The sequence below is a fragment of the Thalassospira sp. genome (assembly GCF_002709775.1).
GTDB lineage: Bacteria > Pseudomonadota > Alphaproteobacteria > Rhodospirillales > Thalassospiraceae > Thalassospira.
Genome location: NZ_PAQR01000016.1, coordinates 45244 through 66653, shown reverse-complemented (window position 1 = coordinate 66653; position 21410 = coordinate 45244). Strand labels below are relative to the sequence as shown.

General features: G+C 56.3%; 22 protein-coding genes. 12 read left to right on the top strand and 10 right to left on the bottom strand.

The features are described from left to right. Positions 1 to 50 precede the first annotated feature (50 nt). From CMO10_RS08105 to CMO10_RS08090, 4 genes are all read left to right on the top strand, one after another. The gene (locus CMO10_RS08105; RefSeq protein WP_297020547.1) at positions 51 to 1079 is read left to right on the top strand and encodes a sugar ABC transporter substrate-binding protein; all 1029 of its coding nucleotides are present in this window, start codon (positions 51 to 53) and stop codon (positions 1077 to 1079) included. A gap of 178 nt (positions 1080 to 1257) precedes the next feature. After that, positions 1258 to 2340 (top strand): ABC transporter permease, encoded by a 1083-nt coding sequence (locus CMO10_RS08100; protein WP_297020544.1) that lies wholly within the window; start codon positions 1258 to 1260, stop codon positions 2338 to 2340. Further along, positions 2337 to 3122: an ATP-binding cassette domain-containing protein gene (locus tag CMO10_RS08095; protein WP_297020542.1), complete on the top strand. Its 786-nt coding sequence runs from the start codon at positions 2337 to 2339 to the stop codon at positions 3120 to 3122. Before CMO10_RS08100 ends, CMO10_RS08095 begins: the two co-directional genes overlap by 4 nt. Positions 3123 to 3164: 42 nt before the next feature. After that, positions 3165 to 3797: a nucleoside triphosphate hydrolase gene (locus CMO10_RS08090; protein WP_297020539.1), complete on the top strand. Its 633-nt coding sequence runs from the start codon at positions 3165 to 3167 to the stop codon at positions 3795 to 3797. A gap of 39 nt (positions 3798 to 3836) precedes the next feature. Here the strand turns inward: CMO10_RS08090 and CMO10_RS08085 are convergent, their stop codons facing one another. From CMO10_RS08085 to CMO10_RS08055, 7 genes are all read right to left on the bottom strand, one after another. Beyond that, positions 3837 to 5393: a mannose-1-phosphate guanylyltransferase/mannose-6-phosphate isomerase gene (locus tag CMO10_RS08085; protein ID WP_297020537.1), complete on the bottom strand. Its 1557-nt coding sequence runs from the start codon at positions 5391 to 5393 to the stop codon at positions 3837 to 3839. 103 nt (positions 5394 to 5496) lie between these two features. Beyond that, positions 5497 to 6219 carry an acetoacetyl-CoA reductase gene (gene phbB / locus CMO10_RS08080; protein ID WP_044827794.1) on the bottom strand — a complete coding sequence of 241 codons (723 nt, stop codon included), beginning with the start codon at positions 6217 to 6219 and terminating at the stop codon, positions 5497 to 5499. A gap of 258 nt (positions 6220 to 6477) precedes the next feature. Continuing rightward, entirely contained in the window at positions 6478 to 7650 is a 1173-nt protein-coding gene (locus CMO10_RS08075) for an acetyl-CoA C-acetyltransferase (RefSeq protein WP_044827793.1), read from the bottom strand. 308 nt (positions 7651 to 7958) lie between these two features. Continuing rightward, the gene (locus CMO10_RS08070) at positions 7959 to 8399 is read right to left on the bottom strand and encodes a DUF411 domain-containing protein (RefSeq protein ID WP_297020532.1); all 441 of its coding nucleotides are present in this window, start codon (positions 8397 to 8399) and stop codon (positions 7959 to 7961) included. Positions 8400 to 8438: 39 nt separating this feature from the next. After that, on the bottom strand, positions 8439 to 9944 hold the full coding sequence (locus CMO10_RS08065; RefSeq protein WP_297020530.1) for a multicopper oxidase family protein: 1506 nt from the start codon (positions 9942 to 9944) through the stop codon (positions 8439 to 8441). Between the two features lie 95 nt (positions 9945 to 10039). Next, the gene (locus tag CMO10_RS08060) at positions 10040 to 10381 is read right to left on the bottom strand and encodes a hypothetical protein (protein ID WP_297020528.1); all 342 of its coding nucleotides are present in this window, start codon (positions 10379 to 10381) and stop codon (positions 10040 to 10042) included. A gap of 57 nt (positions 10382 to 10438) precedes the next feature. After that, entirely contained in the window at positions 10439 to 10900 is a 462-nt protein-coding gene (locus tag CMO10_RS08055) for an Lrp/AsnC family transcriptional regulator (protein ID WP_297020524.1), read from the bottom strand. Between the two features lie 196 nt (positions 10901 to 11096). Here CMO10_RS08055 and CMO10_RS08050 point away from each other — a divergent pair, with 196 nt between their 5' ends. After that, the gene (locus CMO10_RS08050; protein ID WP_297020521.1) at positions 11097 to 12068 is read left to right on the top strand and encodes a nucleoside recognition domain-containing protein; all 972 of its coding nucleotides are present in this window, start codon (positions 11097 to 11099) and stop codon (positions 12066 to 12068) included. Between the two features lie 100 nt (positions 12069 to 12168). After that, entirely contained in the window at positions 12169 to 12708 is a 540-nt protein-coding gene (locus tag CMO10_RS08045) for a phosphatase domain-containing protein (RefSeq protein WP_297020519.1), read from the top strand. Positions 12709 to 12729: 21 nt separating this feature from the next. Here CMO10_RS08045 and CMO10_RS08040 read toward each other — a convergent pair whose 3' ends face one another. After that, the gene (locus CMO10_RS08040) at positions 12730 to 13383 is read right to left on the bottom strand and encodes a GntR family transcriptional regulator (RefSeq protein ID WP_297020516.1); all 654 of its coding nucleotides are present in this window, start codon (positions 13381 to 13383) and stop codon (positions 12730 to 12732) included. 304 nt (positions 13384 to 13687) lie between these two features. Here CMO10_RS08040 and CMO10_RS08035 point away from each other — a divergent pair, with 304 nt between their 5' ends. The 5 genes from CMO10_RS08035 to CMO10_RS08015 all read left to right on the top strand — a co-directional run bounded on the left by CMO10_RS08035 (position 13688) and on the right by CMO10_RS08015 (position 18360). Continuing rightward, on the top strand, positions 13688 to 14824 hold the full coding sequence (locus tag CMO10_RS08035) for an ABC transporter permease subunit (RefSeq protein ID WP_297020513.1): 1137 nt from the start codon (positions 13688 to 13690) through the stop codon (positions 14822 to 14824). Between the two features lie 2 nt (positions 14825 to 14826). Then, entirely contained in the window at positions 14827 to 15903 is a 1077-nt protein-coding gene (locus CMO10_RS08030) for an amino acid ABC transporter permease (protein ID WP_297020510.1), read from the top strand. Positions 15904 to 15927: 24 nt separating this feature from the next. Then, positions 15928 to 16968 carry a type 2 periplasmic-binding domain-containing protein gene (locus CMO10_RS08025; protein ID WP_297020508.1) on the top strand — a complete coding sequence of 347 codons (1041 nt, stop codon included), beginning with the start codon at positions 15928 to 15930 and terminating at the stop codon, positions 16966 to 16968. A gap of 177 nt (positions 16969 to 17145) precedes the next feature. Beyond that, positions 17146 to 17874: an amino acid ABC transporter ATP-binding protein gene (locus CMO10_RS08020; protein ID WP_363928334.1), complete on the top strand. Its 729-nt coding sequence runs from the start codon at positions 17146 to 17148 to the stop codon at positions 17872 to 17874. Between the two features lie 12 nt (positions 17875 to 17886). Beyond that, the gene (locus CMO10_RS08015; protein ID WP_297020504.1) at positions 17887 to 18360 is read left to right on the top strand and encodes an arsenate reductase/protein-tyrosine-phosphatase family protein; all 474 of its coding nucleotides are present in this window, start codon (positions 17887 to 17889) and stop codon (positions 18358 to 18360) included. Here CMO10_RS08015 and CMO10_RS08010 read toward each other — a convergent pair. Both CMO10_RS08010 and CMO10_RS08005 read right to left on the bottom strand, forming a co-directional pair. Beyond that, positions 18357 to 19550, bottom strand: coding sequence for an alpha/beta fold hydrolase (locus CMO10_RS08010; protein WP_297020500.1), 1194 nt, complete (start codon positions 19548 to 19550; stop codon positions 18357 to 18359). The two genes, CMO10_RS08015 and CMO10_RS08010, sit on opposite strands and share 4 nt — an antisense overlap. Next, complete coding sequence (locus CMO10_RS08005; RefSeq protein WP_297020497.1) at positions 19441 to 20226, bottom strand: hypothetical protein; 786 nt, start codon at positions 20224 to 20226, stop codon at positions 19441 to 19443. The genes CMO10_RS08010 and CMO10_RS08005 overlap by 110 nt, the downstream gene beginning before the upstream one ends. Positions 20227 to 20542: 316 nt before the next feature. Between CMO10_RS08005 and phaR the strand changes: the two genes are divergently transcribed. Then, on the top strand, positions 20543 to 21160 hold the full coding sequence (phaR, locus tag CMO10_RS08000) for a polyhydroxyalkanoate synthesis repressor PhaR (RefSeq protein ID WP_297020495.1): 618 nt from the start codon (positions 20543 to 20545) through the stop codon (positions 21158 to 21160). The last annotated feature ends 250 nt before the right edge of the window (positions 21161 to 21410 follow it).

The following is a 21410-nucleotide window of genomic DNA, read 5'->3' as shown; positions in this document are numbered from 1 at the left end:
AATCAGGCCCAAATGGCCACATATTCAGGTTCAATCCTGGGAGGAAACAAATGAAGAAAGCACTTCTTGGCGCAGCCCTTGGTGCGCTTGCACTGGGTATCTCTGCGGCCCCGAATACCGCCAAGGCCGATGAAATCGGCGCCTGCCTGATCACCAAAACCGACATCAACCCGTTCTTCGTGAAAATGAAGGAAGGGGCATCTGCCAAGGCCGATGAACTTGGCATCGATCTTTCGACCTATGCCGGCAAGATTGATGGCGACCATGAAACACAGGTCCAGGCCATCGAATCGTGCATTGCATCGGGTGCCAAGGGCATCCTTCTGACCGCATCGGACACCAAGGCGATTGTCCCGGTTGTCAAAAAGGCGCGTGATGCCGGCTTGCTCGTTATTGCGCTGGACACCCCGCTTGAGCCGATTGATGCGGCCGATGCGACCTTTGCCACCGATAACTTCAAGGCTGGTGAGCTGATTGGTCAGTGGGCAGCGGCCAAGCTTGGTGCCGATGCCGCCAATGCCAAAATCGCCCTGCTTGACCTTGCACCGAGTGCACCGTCGGTCGACGTTCTGCGCGATCAGGGCTTCATGAAAGGATTTGGCATCGACATCAAGGACCCCAACAAGATTGGGGACGAGGATGACGACCGGATCGTTGGCCATGACGTGACGAGCGGCAACGAAGAAGGCGGCCGTACCGCGATGGAAAACCTGATGCAGCGCGATTCCGGCATCAATGTGGTTTACACCATCAACGAACCGGCAGCGGCCGGTGCCTATGAAGCATTGAAATCCTTTGGCATGGAAGAAGGCGTTCTGATCGTGTCTGTGGATGGTGGTTGCCCGGGTGTTGCCAACGTAAAGGACGGCGTGATTGGTGCGACCTCGCAGCAATATCCGTTGCTGATGGCATCCAAGGGCATTGAAGCGATCAAGGCGTGGGCTGATAGCGGTGAAAAGCCGCAGAACAGCCAGGGCCTTAACTTCTATAACACGGGTGTGAACCTTGTGACCGATCAGCCGGTTGACGGTGTGCCGTCAATCGATGTTGCCGAGGGCATGGATCGTTGCTGGGGCTAAAACCCGGCTAATCCCGACCTGCTTCGAAGGAGGGCAGCTTTACCCCTGCCCTCCTTGTCCCACTTTGCTTTACACTTGGTATAACGCCCGCGCGAACCAACCGGCCATCAGAGCCGGACGGGTGTCGGCATAGGGATCAACAAACTGATCCTGTTTGCAACCAGGTCCGGAGGAAACGATGAGCGAGACACCCAAATCGTCGCGCCAGAAACAGGATTTTGAGCACGCGCTTGAGTCCAGCGACAGCAGCGTCGCGCAATTCGAACATAAACACCGCAGTCTGTTTGACAGTGTACAGCACTTCCTGCATGGCAACCCGACCATGGTGCCGGTGATTGTTCTGATATTTTCCATCATCATTTTCGGCTTTGTCGCCGGCAGCAAATTCTTTTCACCCTTTAATCTGTCGCTGATCATGCAGCAGGTGTCGATCATCGGCATTCTGGCCGCCGCCCAAAGCCTTGTGATCCTGACGGCCGGCATTGATCTTTCGGTCGGGGCGATCATGGTTCTGATGTCGGTCATTATGGGGCAGCTTGCCGTGACCATCGGCATCCCCGCCCCGATTGCCATCTTTGTCGGGTTTATCGGCGGGATCTGTGCCGGGGCGCTGAACGGTTTTCTGGTCACCCGGATCAAACTGCCGCCCTTTATCGTGACATTGGGCACCTGGAACATCTTCTTTGCACTCAACCTTTGGCTTTCAGGGGCGCAATCGATCCGAAGCCAGACGTTGGATGAAGTCGCACCGCTTTTGAAATTCTTTGGTGAAAGCATCGCGCTTGGCGGGGCCAGGATCACGTATGGGTCGATCCTGATGCTGCTGATCTTTGGCGTGCTTTGGTACATCCTCAATCACACCAGTTGGGGGCGGCATGTTTATGCCATTGGCGATGACAAGGAAGCTGCCGAGCTTTCGGGCATTCGCACCAACCGTACGCTCATCATGGTTTATGGCCTTGCGGGTCTTGTGTGCGCGATTGGCGCATGGGCCTCGATCGGGCGTGTGGGTTCTGTGTCGCCGCAAAGTTTTCAGGAAGCCAACCTGCAATCGATTACTGCGGTTGTCATCGGGGGCATCTCGTTGTTTGGCGGGCGCGGATCGATCATTGGCCCGTTGATCGGGGCGCTGATTGTTGGCGTGTTTAATTCCGGTCTTCGTCTGGCGGGTGTGGATGTTCTTTGGCAGGTCTTTGCGATTGGCTGGCTGACCATTATCGCCGTCGCCATTGACCAGTGGATCAGAAAGGTGTCGTCATGAGCAACGAAATCAAACCTGTTCTTAAGGCACGCGGCATCGTCAAACGCTATGGCCGTGTTACTGCGCTCAATTACGCCGATTTCGATCTTTATCCCGGTGAGGTTCTTGCCGTGATCGGCGATAACGGCGCGGGGAAATCATCGCTGATCAAGGCGCTTTCGGGGGCTGTCACGATTGATGAAGGCAGCATCGAACTTGATGGCAAGCCGATCCATTTCACCTCCCCGATGCATGCGCGCGAAGCCGGGATTGAAACGGTTTATCAGAACCTTGCCCTTTCACCGGCCCTTTCGATTGCGGATAACATGTTCATGGGCCGCGAGCTTCGCAAGAAGGGCTTTATGGGCAAGTATTTCGGCGCACTTGATCATAAGGAAATGCAGCGACTGGCGCGTGAAAAGCTTAACGAGCTTGGCCTGATGACCATTCAGAACATCAATCAGGCGGTTGAAACCCTTTCGGGCGGCCAGCGCCAAGGCGTGGCAGTTGCCCGTGCGGCGGCATTCGGATCACGTGTGGTGATCATGGATGAGCCGACAGCGGCCCTTGGGGTCAAGGAAAGCCGACGGGTTTTGGACCTGATTGCCGATGTGAAGGCGCGCGGCATGCCGATTGTGCTGATCTCGCACAATATGCCGCATGTGTTCGAGGTGGCGGACCGCATTCACGTTCATCGTCTGGGCAAACGTCTTTGCACGATCAAGCCCGATGATTATAGCATGTCCGATGCGGTTGCCTTTATGACGGGCGCAAAGGAACCGCCAGCAGAAAGTGCGGCCTGATCCCTCAACACGACGTGTCCCGGATATGAGAACCACAGCTTCATGACACCTGATCTTGACCATCTGGCAGAAGCCATTCGCGCCAGAAACGCCGACGGCGGCCGCATCCTCGTTGCTATCGTCGGCGCACCAGCCTCGGGCAAATCCGCTTTGTCCGACCGGCTTTATCACCATCTGGGGGGTGATAAAGCCGGGGCTGCTGTGGTGCCGATGGACGGTTTTCACTTTGATAACAGCATTCTTGAAGACCGCGGGCTTCTGGCCCGCAAGGGCGCACCGGAAACATTTGATATCGGTGGATTGAAACGCACGCTAACAGCACTTCGTGACACACAAAACGAAGACGTCTATGTCCCGCTTTTTGACCGCAGCCTCGAAATCTCACGCGGCTCGGCGCGCGCCATCACTCCGCGCCACAAGATCATTCTGGTCGAAGGCAATTACCTGCTACTGGATCAAGCCCCGTGGACGCAGCTTCACGACCTTTTTGATCTGTCGATCTATCTCGAAGTCCCGGAAGAAATCCTTCGCCAACGCCTGATCGAACGGTGGCGCGGCCATGGCTTTGACGACGCCCCCGCCACCCACAAAGCCACCAGCAACGACCTGCCCAACGCGCAAACCGTTATTCACGGCACCGGGATTGCTGATATTTGGGTTATGACGTGTAGCTGATGTTATCTTCTCGATCCGCTAAGTCTAGTTATAGACCGACTACAAAACATGACGACCATACTCGTCGTCGAAACGCTCAATATCATCTTCCCCAAGGTATGTACCAGATTGTACTTCAATCAACTCGAGCGGGATTTTGCCAGGATTTTCCATGCGGTGAACAGCCCCCAACGGAATGTAGGTTGATTCATTTTCCTTCAGCAGGAACGTTTCCTCATCCCGGGTTACCAATGCCGTCCCCTTGACAACAATCCAGTGTTCCGCTCGGTGGTTATGTCTTTGCAAGGAAAGTCTGGCTCCCGGCTTGACCGTGATGCGTTTGACTTGGAACCGGTCGCTATGATCAATACTGTCATACGCCCCCCAAGGGCGCGCGACACGACGGTGCTCCTGAACTTCTGCGCGGCCTGATGCGTCTAGGTCAGAAACAACACCCTTAATTTTCTCTACCTGATCAAGTGCACTTACCATCAAGGCATCTGGCGTATCAATAATGGCCAGATCCTTCGTACCAATAGTGACGACAAAACGGCGGTCTGACGCATGTACGAGTGTGTTTTTTGAGTCAATTGAATGAATGTTCTCGCTAACACCGAGCTTACCACAATTGTCTTGATCAACGTCGCTTAGCGCAAACATCGCGTCCCAGCTGCCGACGTCACTCCAGACCCCCTTGAATGGCACGACAGCAATGTTTGTCGCGCGCTCCATCACTGCGTAATCGATGCTTTTTTTGGTTGCATCTATAAACTCAGCACCGGGCCGCAAAAATGCACCGTCCTGTTCAGCACCCTCCATCGCGGTCATACATTTTTCGTAGATCGTCGGCTCGAAGGTCTGCAAGGCTTCAAGGAGCACTGAACGTTTGATGAGAAAAATGCCTGAATTCCAGAGGAACTTTCCAGAAGCGAGGAATTCCAGAGCTGTTGCAGTATCAGGCTTTTCGTGGAAGCGAACTGATTTTGTCGCATCACCACGAATTTCATCGCCGGTTTCAATATAGCCATAGGCGGTACTTGGGCCGCTTGGCTGAACCCCGAAGGTTACAATCCATCCCTCCCTGGCGAGGTCTGCCGCATCAGAAACCATTGTGCGAAATTCGTCAGCACCGGGTATAAAGTGATCGGCTGGACAGAACAGCAGCAAGTCATCGGGACTACTCGCAAAAGCCGCTGCCAGTCCCATAGCTGCAGCCGTATCTCGACCACAAGGCTCAAGAACCTGAGTGACATCATTCCCGACCTTCTCCGCAATCTCTTGAACGAAAAATCGATAATCATCGCCACTAACGGCAAGCACTTCGCCGATAGGTGCAACTCTATCCAGCGTAAGTTCAAACAGAGATTTCCCTTGATAGAGAGGAATGAACTGCTTGGGGGACGCTTTGCGCGAAAGCGGCCAAAGTCTTGTCCCCGATCCGCCACACATAATGACGGGTTTGATGATCTTATCTTCTCGCATATTTACGTTGCGCTTTCCGGTGATGCATTTTTTGAACTGAACCCGCTTATAGAACAGTTTTTGCTCTCCTTCCAACACCTCTGTCGTATATTGAATAAACAAATTCGGGAAGCTTCGGGAAGCTTCGGGAAGCATATCTGTTCGTTCTGCTAAGCAAGTCGACTATGCTATAAATAAACGCCCTGCAGTGTTGCAGGGCGTTTTGCTGTTTGGTGATGCTTGCCGGACTGGCAACACATCAAAACATATGCTGACCACCATTGATGGACAGGCAGGAACCGGTGATGAAGCCGGAATTCGGACCGCAGAGATAGAGGATCGCCTGTGCGATTTCGTCTGCTTCGCCCAAACGGCCAACCGGGATTTTGGAAATGATGCCTTCAAGGACCTTTTCAGGCACCGCTGCCACCATGTCGGTATTGATGTAACCCGGTGCGATGGTGTTGACCGTAATCCCTTTGCGCGCGACTTCCTGGGCAAGGGCCTTGGTAAAGCCGTGCACGCCGGCCTTGGCGGCGGAATAGTTGGTCTGGCCAAACTGGCCGGCCTGCCCGTTGATCGAGGAAATATTCACAACCCGGCCAAAGCCGCGTGCGCGCATGCCTTCAAGGACCGGTTTGGTCATGTAAAACAGCGAGCTCAGATTGGTATCAATCACCGCGTTCCATTGCTCGGTTTCCATCTTGTGCATGAAGCCGTCGCGGGTGATGCCTGCATTATTGATCAGAATATCAATCGGCCCGACTTCGGCTTCGACCTTGGCGATGCCCGCAGCACATGCATCCGCATCCGCGACACTCCATTTATAGGTCGCAATGCCGGTTTCATCGGTGAAGGCCTTGGCGGCCTCGTCATTGCCGGCATAGTTCGCCACGACGGTGTAACCCGCATCCTTGAGTGACAGACTGATTGCCTTGCCAATACCACGCGTTCCACCGGTTACCAGTGCTGTTTTTGTCATGGTCGCCTCCCTAAACTTCGTTCATCAAACGTGTCATCCAACATGTCATCGTCACGATTTCCGTAGTTTGCCCTTCTACGACTCGCGTAACTTTAGTCCATAAACAGCGTTATATACGTAATTTTATTTCTTCTCCATCATCGATGTCTGCAAAACGGTTTAGTCTTTCGTCGCACTGCAGCAAATGCTGCATCAATGCAAACGGGGCATCCCCGCAAGAGGACACCCCGCATACTTCAATTTTTGGCCAAGGCCGGCTTAGCGTTCAACGCAAAGCGCGACCCCCATGCCACCACCGATGCAGAGCGTCGCCAGACCTTTTTTGGCATCGCGCTTCTGCATTTCATGAAGCAGCGTGGTGAAGACACGTGCGCCCGATGCGCCAATCGGATGGCCAAGCGCAATCGCACCGCCATTGACGTTGACCTTGTCGGTATCCCAGCCCATGTCGCGGTTGACCGCGATGGCCTGGGCGGCAAATGCTTCGTTGGCTTCGATCAGATCAAGATCGGCTGCCGACCAGCCGGCCTTTTCCAGTGCCTTTTTCGACGCCGGGATCGGGCCGGAACCCATGATCGCCGGATCAACACCAGCCGTCGCCCAGCTTTTGATCGTTGCGAGCGGGGTCAGGCCACGTTTGGACGCCTCAGCCGCTGACATCACGACAAGGGCAGCAGCACCATCATTGATGCCCGATGCGTTGCCGGCGGTCACCGTGCCTTCCTTGTCAAAGGCCGGGCGCAGTTTGGCCATGCCTTCGACGGTGGCACCGTGACGCGGATATTCATCGGCATCAAAGACGATGTCGCCTTTACGATGCGCGATGGTGACCGCGGCAATTTCATCATTGAAACGACCGGCCTTCTGGGCGGCTTCGGCCTTATTCTGGGAGCCGGCAGCGAATTCATCCTGCTCTTCGCGCGAGATACCCCATTTCTTGGCAATGTTTTCAGCGGTATTGCCCATGTGATAGCCATTAAAGGCACACCACAGGCCGTCCTTGATCATGCTGTCGATGAATTTGACATCGCCCATCTTGTGCCCGTTGCGCAGATGCGCGACATGGGTTGAAAGCGACATGTTTTCCTGACCGCCGGCAACAACGATGTTGGCATCCCCAGTCATGATCTGCTGGGCGGCAAGGGCGACGGTGCGCAGGCCCGAACCACAAACCTGGTTGATCAGAAACGCCGTGGCGCGGTCAGAAATACCCGCCCCAATGGCGGCCTGACGTGCCGGGTTCTGCCCCTGACCACCTGTCAGGACCTGACCAAGGATCACTTCATCCACAGCATCGCCTTCGACACCTGCGCGTTCGAGTGCAGCCTTGATGGCAACAGCACCCAGATCATGCGCCGGGGTATTGGCCAGCGTGCCACTGAATGCACCAATTGGTGTCCGTGCGGCACCCACAATTACGACGTCGGTCATGAGATCCTCCGATTAATCCTGATTACGTTTCCAAAGATCGGGCAAAGGTCGTTACGGGCCTTGCTCAGATCCAGACTTGATCTTACCGCACCGCAGCAATTTTCCAAGCGCTGATGCCTACCACTTTCGGGTCAGTCCGAAATACGCAACCATCAGGCAAACAGCCCGGAACGCATGATGACGAATGATACATAGAGTGTGTGCCTATGGCGCGCAGATCGCAAGCCCAAGTCGCAATTTTAAGGACTTTGTCACGTATTTTTTGCTTTAGCCCGGCCCCATACTCGGAGCCGGGCTTCTGGGTTTGGTTATTGAACGTCGTAGATCTCGGCCGTGGCGCCATTGATCTGATAGATCTCGAACGGGGCGTTCTTCATTCCGCCCATGCCCGGTGATCCCATCGGCATGCCCGGCAGGGTATAGGCCTTGGCGTCCAGGCGTTCGGCCAGGATGCGATCGATGGTTTCAAACGGCACATGACCGGAAATGGCGTAGCCTTCGATCATCGTCAGATGGCATCCCTGCATTTCCTCTGGGATGCCGGTCATGCGCGACATCTGAACGACCTGATCGCTTTCGATCACCTCGACCTCGACATCACGGGCGACGAGGTAATCGGCATAGATCGCACAACAACCGCAATTGGGGTCCTTATAGATTGTGGCTTGCAAGGGGTTTGCGTGGCTGTGCGACGCGAGACCGATTGTTGCCAGCGCAAGTGTCAGCATAAGTGCAAAGAAACGTTTCATGTTTTTGATCCTGTTACGTGTAACGTCAACGGAAGCCGTTCAGGCAGTTCGGATGAAGCCGGACATACCGCCGAACTTGTGTTCGAGAATGTGGCAATGGAGCATCCAGTCGCCGGGATTATCGGCGACAAAGGCAATTTCGGCCTGCTCTGCCGGGGCGAGAAGGACGGTATCCTGCCATTCCTGATAACGGGTTGGCTGCCCGTCGCGCGAGAGCACGCGGAAGGCATGCCCATGCAGATGGATCGGGTGATACCAGGCCGTCGCATTGGTCACTGTCACCACACAACTTTCCCCATGCCCAAGCGAGAAGAGCGGGCCCATTTGATCACGTTCCGGATCACGGCCATTGACCATCCAGACACCGCCGCCGGTCATCATGCCCATCATTGATTGCGCCATGCCGCGTACCTGCCCGAGGAACCCGGCATCAATCTTGCCGGTTTCGACCAGATGCCGCAGAACGCCACCGCCCATCATGCCGCCGGTATAAAGCAGCTGTTCCCGCCTAGCATTCTGCAGATCGGGTTCCGGTAACGGATTTTCCGGCAAGGCCATGCTAGTTTGGGCAACATCCGCCCGCACCGGGTCACCTTGCACGCGCAGGTTCGCCAACGGGTTTTCAAGCCCGTCAAAAAAGCGATCGATCAACACAAATGCACCACCAGCATCTGGCGGGATATCGACAATGAAATCGGCCCGCATGCCCGGCGCAAACAAAAAGACCGGCATATCGGGCACATGCGGTGTGACCGGATGCCCATCAAGGGCAATCAGATGCGGTGCCAGACCGGCAAAGTCGATGGCAAACACCCGCGCATTGGCCGTATTGACCAAACGCAACCGGATGCGTTCGCCCGGGCGGACTGCAATATCGGGATTGGCTACACCATTGATGGTGACAAGCTCGCCCAGCCGTCCGGCATGGCCGACATCGTGCCCGCCATTAAAGATCGGATCAATCTCGCCATTAGCGCCCAGACGCCAGTCATCGATCAGCCAGACGAACTCGCGATCAACGCTTACCGGTTCGGCTTCCTCGACAATCAGGGCACCGTAAAGCCCGCGCGCCAGCTGGGTCGGTGAGTTGATATGGGGATGATACCAATAGGTCCCGGCATCGCGGGCGTTAAAGCGATAATCAAATGTTTCGCCCGGGGCGACCGGCTGCTGGGTCAGGCCCGGGACACCATCCATGGCATTGGGCACACGCACCCCGTGCCAGTGAATGCTGCTGGGCTCGGATAGCTGATTTTCAAAACGGACATGCACGTCTTCACCCTGTTTGACGCGCAGCATGGCACCCGGCACCGTGCCGTTATAGGCCCAGACCGGTGTTGACGTTGCCCCGCCGGGCAGAAGATTGGCCTTGGCGGGGGCTGCCACCATATTCTGGATGTTTTCGGCCGCATGAGCCGAACCACGCCCGACGCCCGGCAGCAATCCAGGCAGACCCGTGGTTAGCGCCGCCGCCGTCACGCCACCTGCACCAAGTGTTTGCAAGAACCTGCGCCGCGACGGGCACAGGGGGAAAGAAGTCTTCATGATGATGACTTTCCTGACAGAAGGAACATTCCCGGCAGTTCAGATGCCGGAATGAAATGCGCACACGCCCATGAGCCGGGCGCGCGCGTAGCTGATCAGGAAAGAAGGCGTGGAGGGGCGATTTCCGGGCGCCGCGTGATGCCATCGGCACGATAGGCAACCGGCAGGATGTGAAGGCGCGTGACCGAAAGGATGTTTGCCAATGGCTCCTTGCGGGCGATCACTGCCGGAACGGCGCAGATGATATCGCAGCTGTCAGTAGCCTGAGATGTCGCTGTGCAATCATCGCAATCGGCCATCATCTGTTCCATGGTTCCATGCGACATGCCAACGCCCGCCATCGGCATTGCCGAGGCCGGACCAGACATATGTGCCATGCCCGCAACCGAGGCGCTGAGCAAACACAGTGTCATGAGGATATGGAACAGCTTTTTCATAGGCGCAAAACTATCGCGATCGAATGGGGCCGTCCATGATCTTGATCATATGCGCCCCTAAAAGGCCGGTCCCATTTCATCCTTGAGCGTTTCGGTGATGATATAGGTGCGATACCAGACGATATTGTCATCGGCATCAAACAGCGTTTCGCACAGGGCGGTGTATTCGGCCATGTCGCGCATCTGAAGGATCATGACACCGGTGACTTCGCCGGTGACGACATGGCATTGGCGGACAGCATCAAGGTCACGGACCTTGCGAATGAAATCCTGGCGGAACTGATTGCCGTGACGATGGAACTCAAGATTGATCACAGCACCAAGCGGGCGTCCGACGCTTGCTGGATCAATCACCGCGACGGTCTTGCGGATGATGCCCGATTGGCGAAGCTTCGCCACCCGACGTAAACAGGCCGATGGCGAAAGCCCGATCCGATCAGCCAGCTCGGCATTGGGGATATCGGCGTTTTCCTGCAATTGGCGCAGGATTTTGGTATCGATCCGATCCAGCTCAGGCATTTTGCGCAACTCCACAGCGTCATTTGGCAATATAACGCTGCCATATTGCACGAAGATGCACAAATACGCTGCACGAAAATCGAGAACCCGTGGCATGATCGCGCTCCTCGACAGACTTGTGCAGCAACGTTAGAGGTTGCTGTGATTGGCCAACAGGCCGGACGCGCCCCAAACACCGAAGATGGATTGCCGCCCCATGCATCGCTATGCCTTTGATCTGATCAACCGCAGCCAGAAGCTGTTCATCACCCTTATCAAGGTGATGTTGCCGGTGATGGTGATCGTGCGGATAGCCGAAGAATTTGGCGCAGTCGAGTTGGTATCCGACTGGCTGACGCCCGTGATGGCGCTGATCGGCCTGCCGCCAGAGGCCGGGCTGATCTGGGCGACGTGCGTTTTGGTCAGCATGTATGGCGCGGTTGGCGCCTTTGTCGGGCTGGCGACCCATCTTGATATGACAGCCGCACAGTTAAGCGCGCTGTGTGCGATGATGCTGTTTGCCCATGGGCTTCCGGTCGAGCAGGCAATTGTCAAACGCGCCGGGGCGAGTTTCTGGGCGACCACAGCCCTTCGTGTTGGGGCGGCAATTGCCTATGGCGCGTTGGTGACCTGGATCAGTGACATGACTGGCTGGCTGTCCGAGCCGGTTGATTTTTCCTGGATGGTTGCAGGGGATGTCACGACCGCCGCCAGCGGCCTGGCCGGTTGGATTGACTGGTCGATGCAGATGGTCAAATCGCTTGTGGTGACGTTTGGTGTGATTGTCGGGTTGCTGGTCCTGCTGGATATCCTGGAAAAGACCGGGATCACGGCCCGCATCACACAGGCGATGATGCCGATGCTGCGCATTTCCGGCATTTCGCGCGATGTGGCACCGGTGACCACCATTGGCGTGTTGCTTGGCATCACCTATGGCGGGGCCTTGATCATTGATGAGGCGCGCAAGAACAACTATCCGCCAAGAACGCTTTTCCTGTCGCTCAGCTGGTTGTCGCTATCGCATTCCCTGATCGAGGATACGGCGATCATGCTGGCACTCGGGGCGGATATCTGGGTGGTGCTGGTTGGGCGGGTGATCCTGACCCTGATAATTATCGCGCTGCTTGCCCGCCTGACCCTGCGCTGGGCCCCAGAGCGTGCACAACTTGCGACCGAAAGCGCTGAATAGCGCAGCAGCCCCACCCCTCATATTAGAAGCAGGCTTGTCGCGGCTTTGTGCATGTGTAGAGTATTCAAAGCTTTATCCATCGGGGTCACATCACACCGCCATGCCGCATGACAGCTATATCCGCGCCATCCTGCCGGTCCAGACCGGCCACGCGCAGGGCATTATTCAGATGGCGGTGCCGGGCTTTGACATTGGCCCAAGCGGTGCGCTTGAGATGGATTTTGCGCGCTGCAAGACAGCGATCAGCGATCTTCGCCAACACAACGCGACCCACTATGTCTGCCTGATGACCGATGATGAGGTCGGGGCGGATGCGATTATGGATATTGCCGAACTGGCCCGGCAATCTGACATCGCCTTTCACCATTTGCCCGTTGATGATTATGCCAAGCCCGATGCAGCATTCCTGCGCGGTTGGGAAGCGTTTTCCCCACAGCTTCATGCCAGCCTTGATCAGGGCAAGAGTATTGTTCTGCAATGTCTGGCCGGATACGGGAGGAGTGGCACGATCGCAGCGCTCCTGTTGATTGAGCGTGGCATGGCAGCCGAGATCGCGATTAAGGCCGTTCAGGCGGTCAATGGCGAGTCCATTGAAAGTGACGAGCAGAAACGGTTTTTGCTGGCACGCGCTGCAATCTAAACCGCCCTGCCCGACATTGGCCTAGTGCCCGTCTTTGGGGTCCAGCAGATCGCAGAAGGTCAGAAGCGTTTCAGAGCGCACCCGGAAGAATTCCTTGAAGTCGCCCTTTTCAATCGGATCGACCAGACGATCAAATTCGGTCCGGATCAGACTGGTGGCGAGCTCCGGGAATTGTGCGGCCTGGCGCACCAGTCCCGGCACGGTACGATAAAACAGCATATCATCGGTGCGCTGAAGAACATCATCAGCGATCAGGCTTGCGGTCAGCAGATGGACATCGCGCAGGATGCTCCAGAATTTTTCGCGTTCCGCGCCGGCTGCCAAGCGCGACACCCGGTAATAAAGCGGGGCGACGGAGGCCTCGATATCCGCAGGCGTTTCGGTAATCGCAAGATCATCGACAATACGATAGATGCCCGCGCGGATTTTAAGACCCTGCAATTGGGCTGCAAGCGGTTGGTCCTGCACCGTGGTGCCGACACCGACCTTGACCACCGCGAGCTTTTCATAAGCCAAACGTTGAAGCACCTGACGGATCGGCGTGCGGCTGACCTCGAACTCCTTGCCCAGTTCCCCTTCATAGAGAACATCACCGCTGGCATACACGCCAAGGCAAATGCGTTCGCGGATGGCTTCGTAAATAATATCAACGCCGGATTTCTGAGAGGTGCTCATACGTTCTGTTCTTGTTGTTGAAACCGGCAAGAACCGGAGTCGATGGCCAAAAGTGCCGGAATTTGGCACCCGCACGGACGCAGAATGTCCGAAAGAGGTGTACATGTATGCATCCATAAAGGCAATGACAAGAGTTTTTATTTCCCGCCAGAGCCGCCGGTAACTGCGATTTTCCGTCCCACAACATCCCGCCACAGATCCCTGCTCCTGCGGAATGTCATAGAAAAGTCATTTACTGTATAGCTGTATACAAGCATACTGGTTGCAATGCACAAAACAATTGCATCAGGGAATGGATACACGCATGCGTGTTCTGAGATCACAGTTTTTCTGGCAGGCCGTCGTCGTCGGCACCCTTGTCTGGCTGGGCTATGTTCTGGCCAGCAATATCGAGGCGAACCTGGCGAAGTCGAATATCAAACTGTCGTTTGATTTCCTGTCGGGTCAGGCCGGATTTGATATCAGCGAAAGCCTGCTCTCCGTGTCATCGGAAAGCAGCTATGCCAGCGTGATCCTTGCCGGGGTGATCAATACGGTAACACTTGCGATCTGCTGCATTATCGGTGCGACGGTGATCGGGGTGCTGATGGGGATTTTGCGATCCAGCGGCCATTACCTTGGTGAGCGGGTCGCGGCCTTTTACATCGAGATCACACGCAACCTGCCCAAACTTCTGATCTTGCTTGCCCTTTATCTGGCGATGGTCACGGCCCTGCCGGTAGTGCGTGAAAGCTGGTCGCTGTTTGATGTGATCCATATTTCAAACCGCGCAGTTTACTTCCCGATCATTGCGCAGGGTGCCGGGCTTTACTGGCTGTTTCTGATGGTCGCGCTTTGGCCGGTCGCGCTTGTTCTGCTTGGCCGGGTGGCAGCGCGCGCGCAGGACAAGACCGGCAAACGTTTTCCCGTCTTCTGGCCCGTGACGGCAGGTGCACTTCTGCTGATTGCTGCCCCAGCCCTGCTTGGTCTGGCGCCCTACACATTGTCATGGCCGGAACTGAAGGGATTTGATTTTGCCGGTGGCGGGCGGATTTCGGTGCAGTTCTGTGTGCTGGTGCTGGCCCTTTCGATTTATCACGGCGGACAGGTCGCCGAGCTGGTGCGCGGTGCGATCCAGTCGGTGCCGGTTGGGCAGTTTGAAGCCGCAAAGGCATCGGGCCTGAGCTTTGGGCAAATGACCCGGTTGGTGATCCTGCCACAAGCGATCCGGGCGGCCGTGCCATCGATGGGCAACCAGTATCTCAACATTACCAAGAACACCTCGATCGGGCTTGCGGTCGGCTATTCCGATCTGGTGTCGGTGATGACGACATCAATCAATCAGACCTTCCGTCCGATCGAACTGATGACGGTTTCGATGTGTGTCTATCTCGGCATCTGTCTGATCGTTTCATGGCTGGTCAATGTCTATAACGCCCGCGTCATGGCAGTGAGGGCGTGAGCATGGAACAGACCGTCCTGACCCCGCAAAAATCACCGCCGAAAATCAGCCGGTTAACCTTGCTGCGCAACCGCCTGTTTGGTTCGGCACGCGACAGCGTTCTTTCGGTCATCCTTCTATTGATCATTGCCACGTTTGGCTGGATCGCGATTGACTGGCTGTTGATCGGCGCGGTTGGCCCTTGGGGGGATCGTGATGCCTGTGCAGCGGCTGCCGGGGCCTGCTGGCCGTTTCTGGTTGAGAAACATCGCCTGATCCTGTTTGGTACCTATCCGTGGGACGAGCAGTGGCGGCCGCTTGTTGCCAGCCTTTTGCTACTCGGTGGGGTTGGCGCATCCATGGTGCCGCGCTGGCAGGATGCGCGTCTGATCTGGCTTTGGGTGGGGCTTTCGATTGCGTTCACTGTGTTGATGCGTGGCGGCGTGCCGGGGCTTGACTATGTGCAGCCGGAACGCTGGAACGGTCTTCCGGTCTTGTTGATGCTGTCGATCTTCGGGCTGGTCTTTGCCTTTCCGCTTGGCATCGTGCTTGCGCTGGCACGCCATCAGGATCAGTTGCCCGCTGTGCGCGCGATTGCCGTCATGTGGATCGAGCTGGTGCGCGGTGTACCGATGATCATGGTGCTGTTTCTGGGGCTGTTTGTTTTGCCCCTGATGATGCCTGATGACATCACGCTTAATCCGCTGATCACCACCATGATCGCGCTGGTGATTTTCCATTCTGCCTATTTTGCCGAGTCCATTCGCGGCGGTCTGCAAACCGTGCCAATGGGTCAGTATGAGGCGGCCGACAGTCAGGGGCTTAACTGGCTTCAGAAGACGCGCCTGATCATTTTGCCGCAGGCGATCAAGGTCGCCATGCCCGGCATCCTGAACACGGTTCTTGGCGCATACAAGGACACCTCACTCGTCGTCATCATCGGCATTCACGACATCATGGCCACTGCGAAAATGTCATTCAGCGACCCTGTCTGGCAGCGCTACGGCCTGGAAGCATATCTGTTTGTAGGGGCTTGGTTCCTGGCGACCTGCTGGTGCCTGTCTGCCTATAGCAGATGGTTAGAGAGAAGAACTTCATAGGGCATTTTAACAGGGAGCCTAACAATGAAAGTGCGTTTCGTCTTGCCGGCTGCGTTTGCAGTTCTCGCGGGTCTTTCGACCCAGGTCCAGGCTGGTCCGGTCATGGATCAGATCAAAACCGATGACAGTCTTGTTTGTCTGGTCAACACCAACTCGCCGGGTTTCTCAGTACCCGACAGCCAGGGTGTCTATCAGGGCTTTAATACCGATTTCTGCCGCATGGCGGCTGCCGCCATTCTGGGCGATGCCAACAAGGCCGACATTCGTGGCATCGGTTTTTCCGACAGCATGAAAACCATCGTCGCCGAAGGGGCGCATATCGCATCGCGCAGCATCACCCGCACCGGCACACGTGACGCCAACCCGGGCATGCGTTTTGTTGCCACGACCTTCTATGATGGTCAGGGCTTCATGATCCCGAAGAAGCTTGGTGTTGCCAGCGCGGCCGATCTTAACGGTGCGACCGTTTGCGCCGAGGAAGGCTCGACCACGCTTTTGAACATTGCCGACTGGTTTGGTGATCGCGGCATCGAATACCGCGTTGAAAACATCGCGGACAAGTCTGCGCGCCTGCAGGCCTTTTTCTCGGGCAAGTGTGACGTGATGGCAAGCGACCGTACGGCACTGAGTTCCGACCGGTTGCTTGCGGAAAATCCGGGTGATTACACCATCCTTCCGGAAGTCATTTCCAATGAGCCGCTGACGATCCTGTCGCGTCCGGATGCGTCGCTTGAGACTGCCATTTATTGGGCGTTCCAGGTGATGCTCAATGCCGAGGCGATGGGCATTACTTCGGAAAATGTCGATGCCATCATGGCCGATCTTGAAAACCAGCCGAAGGGTATTGTGCGCCTTCTTTCCGCTGAATCGGCAGCTGGTGAAATGGCCCAGCAGATCGGTCTTCCGGCGGACTGGAGCTATCAGGTGATCAAGCAGGTCGGCAACTATGCCGAGGTCTATGAGCGCCATCTGGGTACGGAAACCACCTTTGGTATGGATCGCAGCGGCACGGTCAACGCGCTGAGCAAGGATGGCGGTCTGCTGTACCCCGATCCGATCCGCTAAGCGCTTGTGGAACCGGCACGACGACAGTTGCCTCCCCGAACTGTGTGCTGTGTGCGTGTCGGTTCCACATCACTCCCAAGAAAAGACCAAAAGCCCGCCTGCCTTGGGCATGCGCCAACAGGGATGAAAACGACCGTGAATGCGATAGCACACACCCAAACGCCCAATCCTTCCGACATGATCGCCATCCGCGACATGAGCAAATGGTTTGGCGAGTTTCAGGTTCTTAAAGACATCACGCTTTCCATCCCGGAAGGAGAACGTCTGGTGATTTGCGGCCCGTCGGGATCGGGCAAATCGACCCTGATCCGTTGCATGAACGGGCTTGAACGCCATCAGGCAGGCCAGATCGAAATCGCCGGAACCCCGATCAGCGAAGATGGCAAGGGGCTGGCCAAAATCCGCAAATCGACCGGCATGGTGTTTCAGCAATTCAATCTGTATCCGCATCTCAGCATTCTGGAGAATTGCGTTCTCGCACCGATGTGGGTGCACAAGATCGCCCGCAAGCAGGCCGAGGCGACCGCCCTTGAATATCTCGAGCGGGTCAATATCGCAGCCCAGGCCAACAAATATCCCCACCAGCTATCAGGCGGCCAGCAGCAGCGTGCGGCCATCGCCCGCACGCTCTGTATCGGGCCCAAGATCATGCTGTTTGATGAACCGACATCCGCCCTTGATCCGGAAATGATCAAGGAGGTGCTTGATGTCATGGTCGATCTGGCAGCCGAGCAGATCACCATGATCTGTGTGACCCATGAGATGGGCTTTGCCCGGCGCGTCGCTGATCGGGTGGTGTTCATGGATCGCGGCGAGATCGTCGAGGCGGCCGCCCCCGATGCCTTTTTCGATGATCCGCAATCCCCGCGCAGCAAGGCCTTTCTGGCCAAAGTGTTCAGTCACTAGAAAGGCCGATTGATGTTTACCGTTCTTTTTGCCTGTACGGGCAACACATGCCGATCCCCGATTGCCGCAGCCGTCGCGCGCCATTATGTCCGCCTGCATGGCCTGCCGGTGCGTGTTCTGTCAGCTGGCATTCATGCCCGCGATGGGGATGCGATTACCCCGGAAGCCGAAGTCGCGCTGGCGCAAATCGGCATCACCGACAGCCATGCCAGTCAGGGATTAACCCGCGAGCTTCTGGAAAGCTGCGATCTGGTGTTTGTCATGGAAACCTGGCAGGGCGAAGCCATTGCCGAGAAGATCCTGCAATGGTCGCTTGAGACCCCGCCCGATGTCATGATGCTTGATCCCGAAGGCAACATTGTCGACCCGCTGGGCAACGGACAACAGGTTTATAACGAACTGACCCACAAGATGCTGGGCCTGATCCCCAACCGCCTTGGCGCGATCAGCGAGCAGTTTGAACCAGAAGCACAGTCGCGCGGTTAATCCTTTTTCGCCAGCCAGTCAGCGACCGGTTTCCAGGTGGATTTTTCCGCGCGTGATCCGACCATCATGCCGATATGCCCGGCAGAGGGATGGAGTTCCTCACGCATGTCTTCCGGGCAGGCATCAAACAGTGCCTGCGCGCTTTCTGGCGGGACGATGCGATCATTTTCCGGGATCACGGTCAAAACCGGGCAGGACAAATCGGCCGGATTGATATCAATGCCATCAATCTGCCACTGCCCCTTGGCCGGACGGTTTTCGACATACCAGCCAATTAGACAATCGACCGCGACCCGACGCGGCAAAGGCACACCGTCATTTAGCCAGTCTTCAAGGGCCACGAAATCATGGGCCTTGGCGGAATCCATGGCCATCGCCTGAAAACGACGAAATTTCTCGCCGATCATGAAGGGATCGAGGCTGGCAAACAGGCTTTGCAACACGTCCACGGGCAGTGTGTCATGGATCGCCAGCATCTGTGGCAGGGACGGCGCGAAGGCAGCAGCAATGCGCGACTGGGTCGGACCGGCGGCCATGAAGTCCCAGGGCGTTGCCAGCAGCACAAGCTTTGACACCTGTGCGGGATCCAGAAGGCTTGCCGCAAGGGCCAGACCCCCGCCCATGCAATAGCCGACCACCGGCACCGGCCCGCCATTGATATCGGCCACGTCCTGAAGGATCGTCACCAAGCGACCGGCAACATAATCATCAAGGCCAAAATTGGCCTCGTCCATGCCGGGATAGCCCCACTCGACCAGAAGCGGGCGATAGCCAGATTTCGCGAGATAGCGTGCGAAGCTGCGCTTTTCATTAAGATCAAGGATATAGCCGCGATTGACCAGTGAGGGCACCAGAAGGACAACCTCGCCATCCTCGGCGGCCTTGTCGCCAGCGGTCGGGCCATAGTCATAAACCCGGGTTGATCCTTCTTCCCAGAAGATCGGCAAGTCTTCACGGTCCTGATCGCGCGGGCGGCGATAGGGATGGCGTTGATAGGCACGCACGCCATCATGGAAGCCTGCATGGCGATCAAAGGCGACACGGTCCAGCGCCTGGGCGACGTCGTCCGGATGATAGGCTTCAAGTTCCGTCAGAAGACTTTCCGCCTGATCCTTCAGTTCCGGCTTCCAGGGCAGCAATTGTTTCAGAAAGATCGGTAATGCGGCGCGCGAGCTGAGCCAGCTCGTCATCTCGACTGCCATGTGCATCGGAAGCGGCCTTGGCCCCGCCCGCTTCTGATTTTCGCGTTTTGGCGGAAGCGGCTTTTGTTTTGGCGGACTGATCATTCTTCCCCTGCCCCTTTGCAGCATTTTTTGCAGCACGTTTGGTTTTGGAAGTCTTGTTGGCTTCACTGGCGGCGGGTGTTTCCGCGCCGTCTTTATCAGATGTTTCTGAGGTATCGGGCTTTGGTTTCATCCCGGCCATGCCCGCCATTGCCGACATATCAGGCGCGAACGGCATGCCGGCAAAGGGAGATGCTGGCAATTCGCGCGCGGCCTTTGCCATCTGATCCATCATCGCCTGCAGCGGGTTGACTGCTGCCATCGCATCGCCCATCGGGTTTGACATCCCGGCAGCCGGGTGTTGGCCCATTGCCATCTGACCGATCAGCTTGCCCCAGGCTTCAAACCCCTCGCCCATGCGGGTGGTATCAGCACCAAGGGACGCATAGAGACGCCCGATGGCACTGGCGGCATGCGCGCCGTCTGCGGTTGCCGCGACCTGTTCACGCCAGAGTTCGAGAAACTTCTGCGCAAGCTGGTCGAGCCGTTCGTCATCCGGGTCGGATGATGCGGCCTCAGACGTTTGTGATGGGTCGGGTGCTTTCGTCGCACCGCTCTTTTCGCCGTTCTTACCTTGGGCCATCGGCGACACCTTTATCGTTCCCTGATGCAAAGCATTTATCTTGATGATCACTATAGAATGTTGGCGCGCGCAGGAAAACGAATTCCCTTGCCGTGTTGCAGCAAACCTTATCCAAAGTTGTTTTTCGCACTGCACTTCGCGTTGAATACTGGACACATTGGAAAATTCGCGGCACTCTCTTGGTCTTCTGTGCGAATGCAAAATGGAAAATGCTGCGCAACATCGTAAAAATTTACGGGGCGCAAAGCAGGTGGAAAGACACCACCGAAGGTTCGCCAGACATACGTCCGGGAAACAGGGAAGCAGGAAAGACGCCATGACCACCAAGAAATCAGATGATCAGGACCGCATCGTTATCAAGAAATATGCGAACCGCCGCCTCTATAACACGGCGACCAGTTCCTATGTGACGCTTGATCACCTTTCGCAGATGGTCAAAGACAATACCGACTTTGTTGTCTATGACGCGAAATCGGGCGAAGACATCACCCGTCCGGTCCTTACCCAGATTATCGTCGAGGAAGAAAACAAGGGGCAGAACCTTCTGCCGATCAGCTTCCTTCGCCAATTGATCGGCTTCTATGGCGACAGCCTTCAGGGGCTGGTGCCGAGCTATCTTGAACAGGCAATGCGCGCCTTTGGCCATAATCAGGAACAGATGCGCGAATATATGCAGGGCACGATGCAGGGCATGTTCCCGTTCGGCCAGTTCGAGGAAATGAACAAACAGAACATCGCGCTGTTTGAACAGACGATGAAAATGTTCTCGCCCTTCATGCAGGACGAAAATGGCGAGCCGACCGGCGACGGTCCGAAAAAGCCGACCGCACCAGCAGGCGCAAAATCGGATGCCTCGTTAGATGAGCTCAAAAGCCAGCTTGAAGCCATGCAGGCTCAGCTTAACAATCTTGCCGGTGGCAAGTCCGACAAATAAGACATCCCGGCCATATCCCGGGCTGTACTGACAAAAGGCGAAGCTGCTTTATGCGCTTCGCCTTTTTTCGTGGCCGATGACAGACGCGGGGATCCGGGCAAATGATGCCCTGCCCGTTCGGCATTAATCCTGCATAAACTTTTCGTTAACTCTTTTCGAACGCCCGGCACCGCCGAAAGGCGGCAATTTTTGCCGGGTGAATGCCATGAACCATGCCCAAAACCACGGAGTCCCGAAATACACAGGCAAC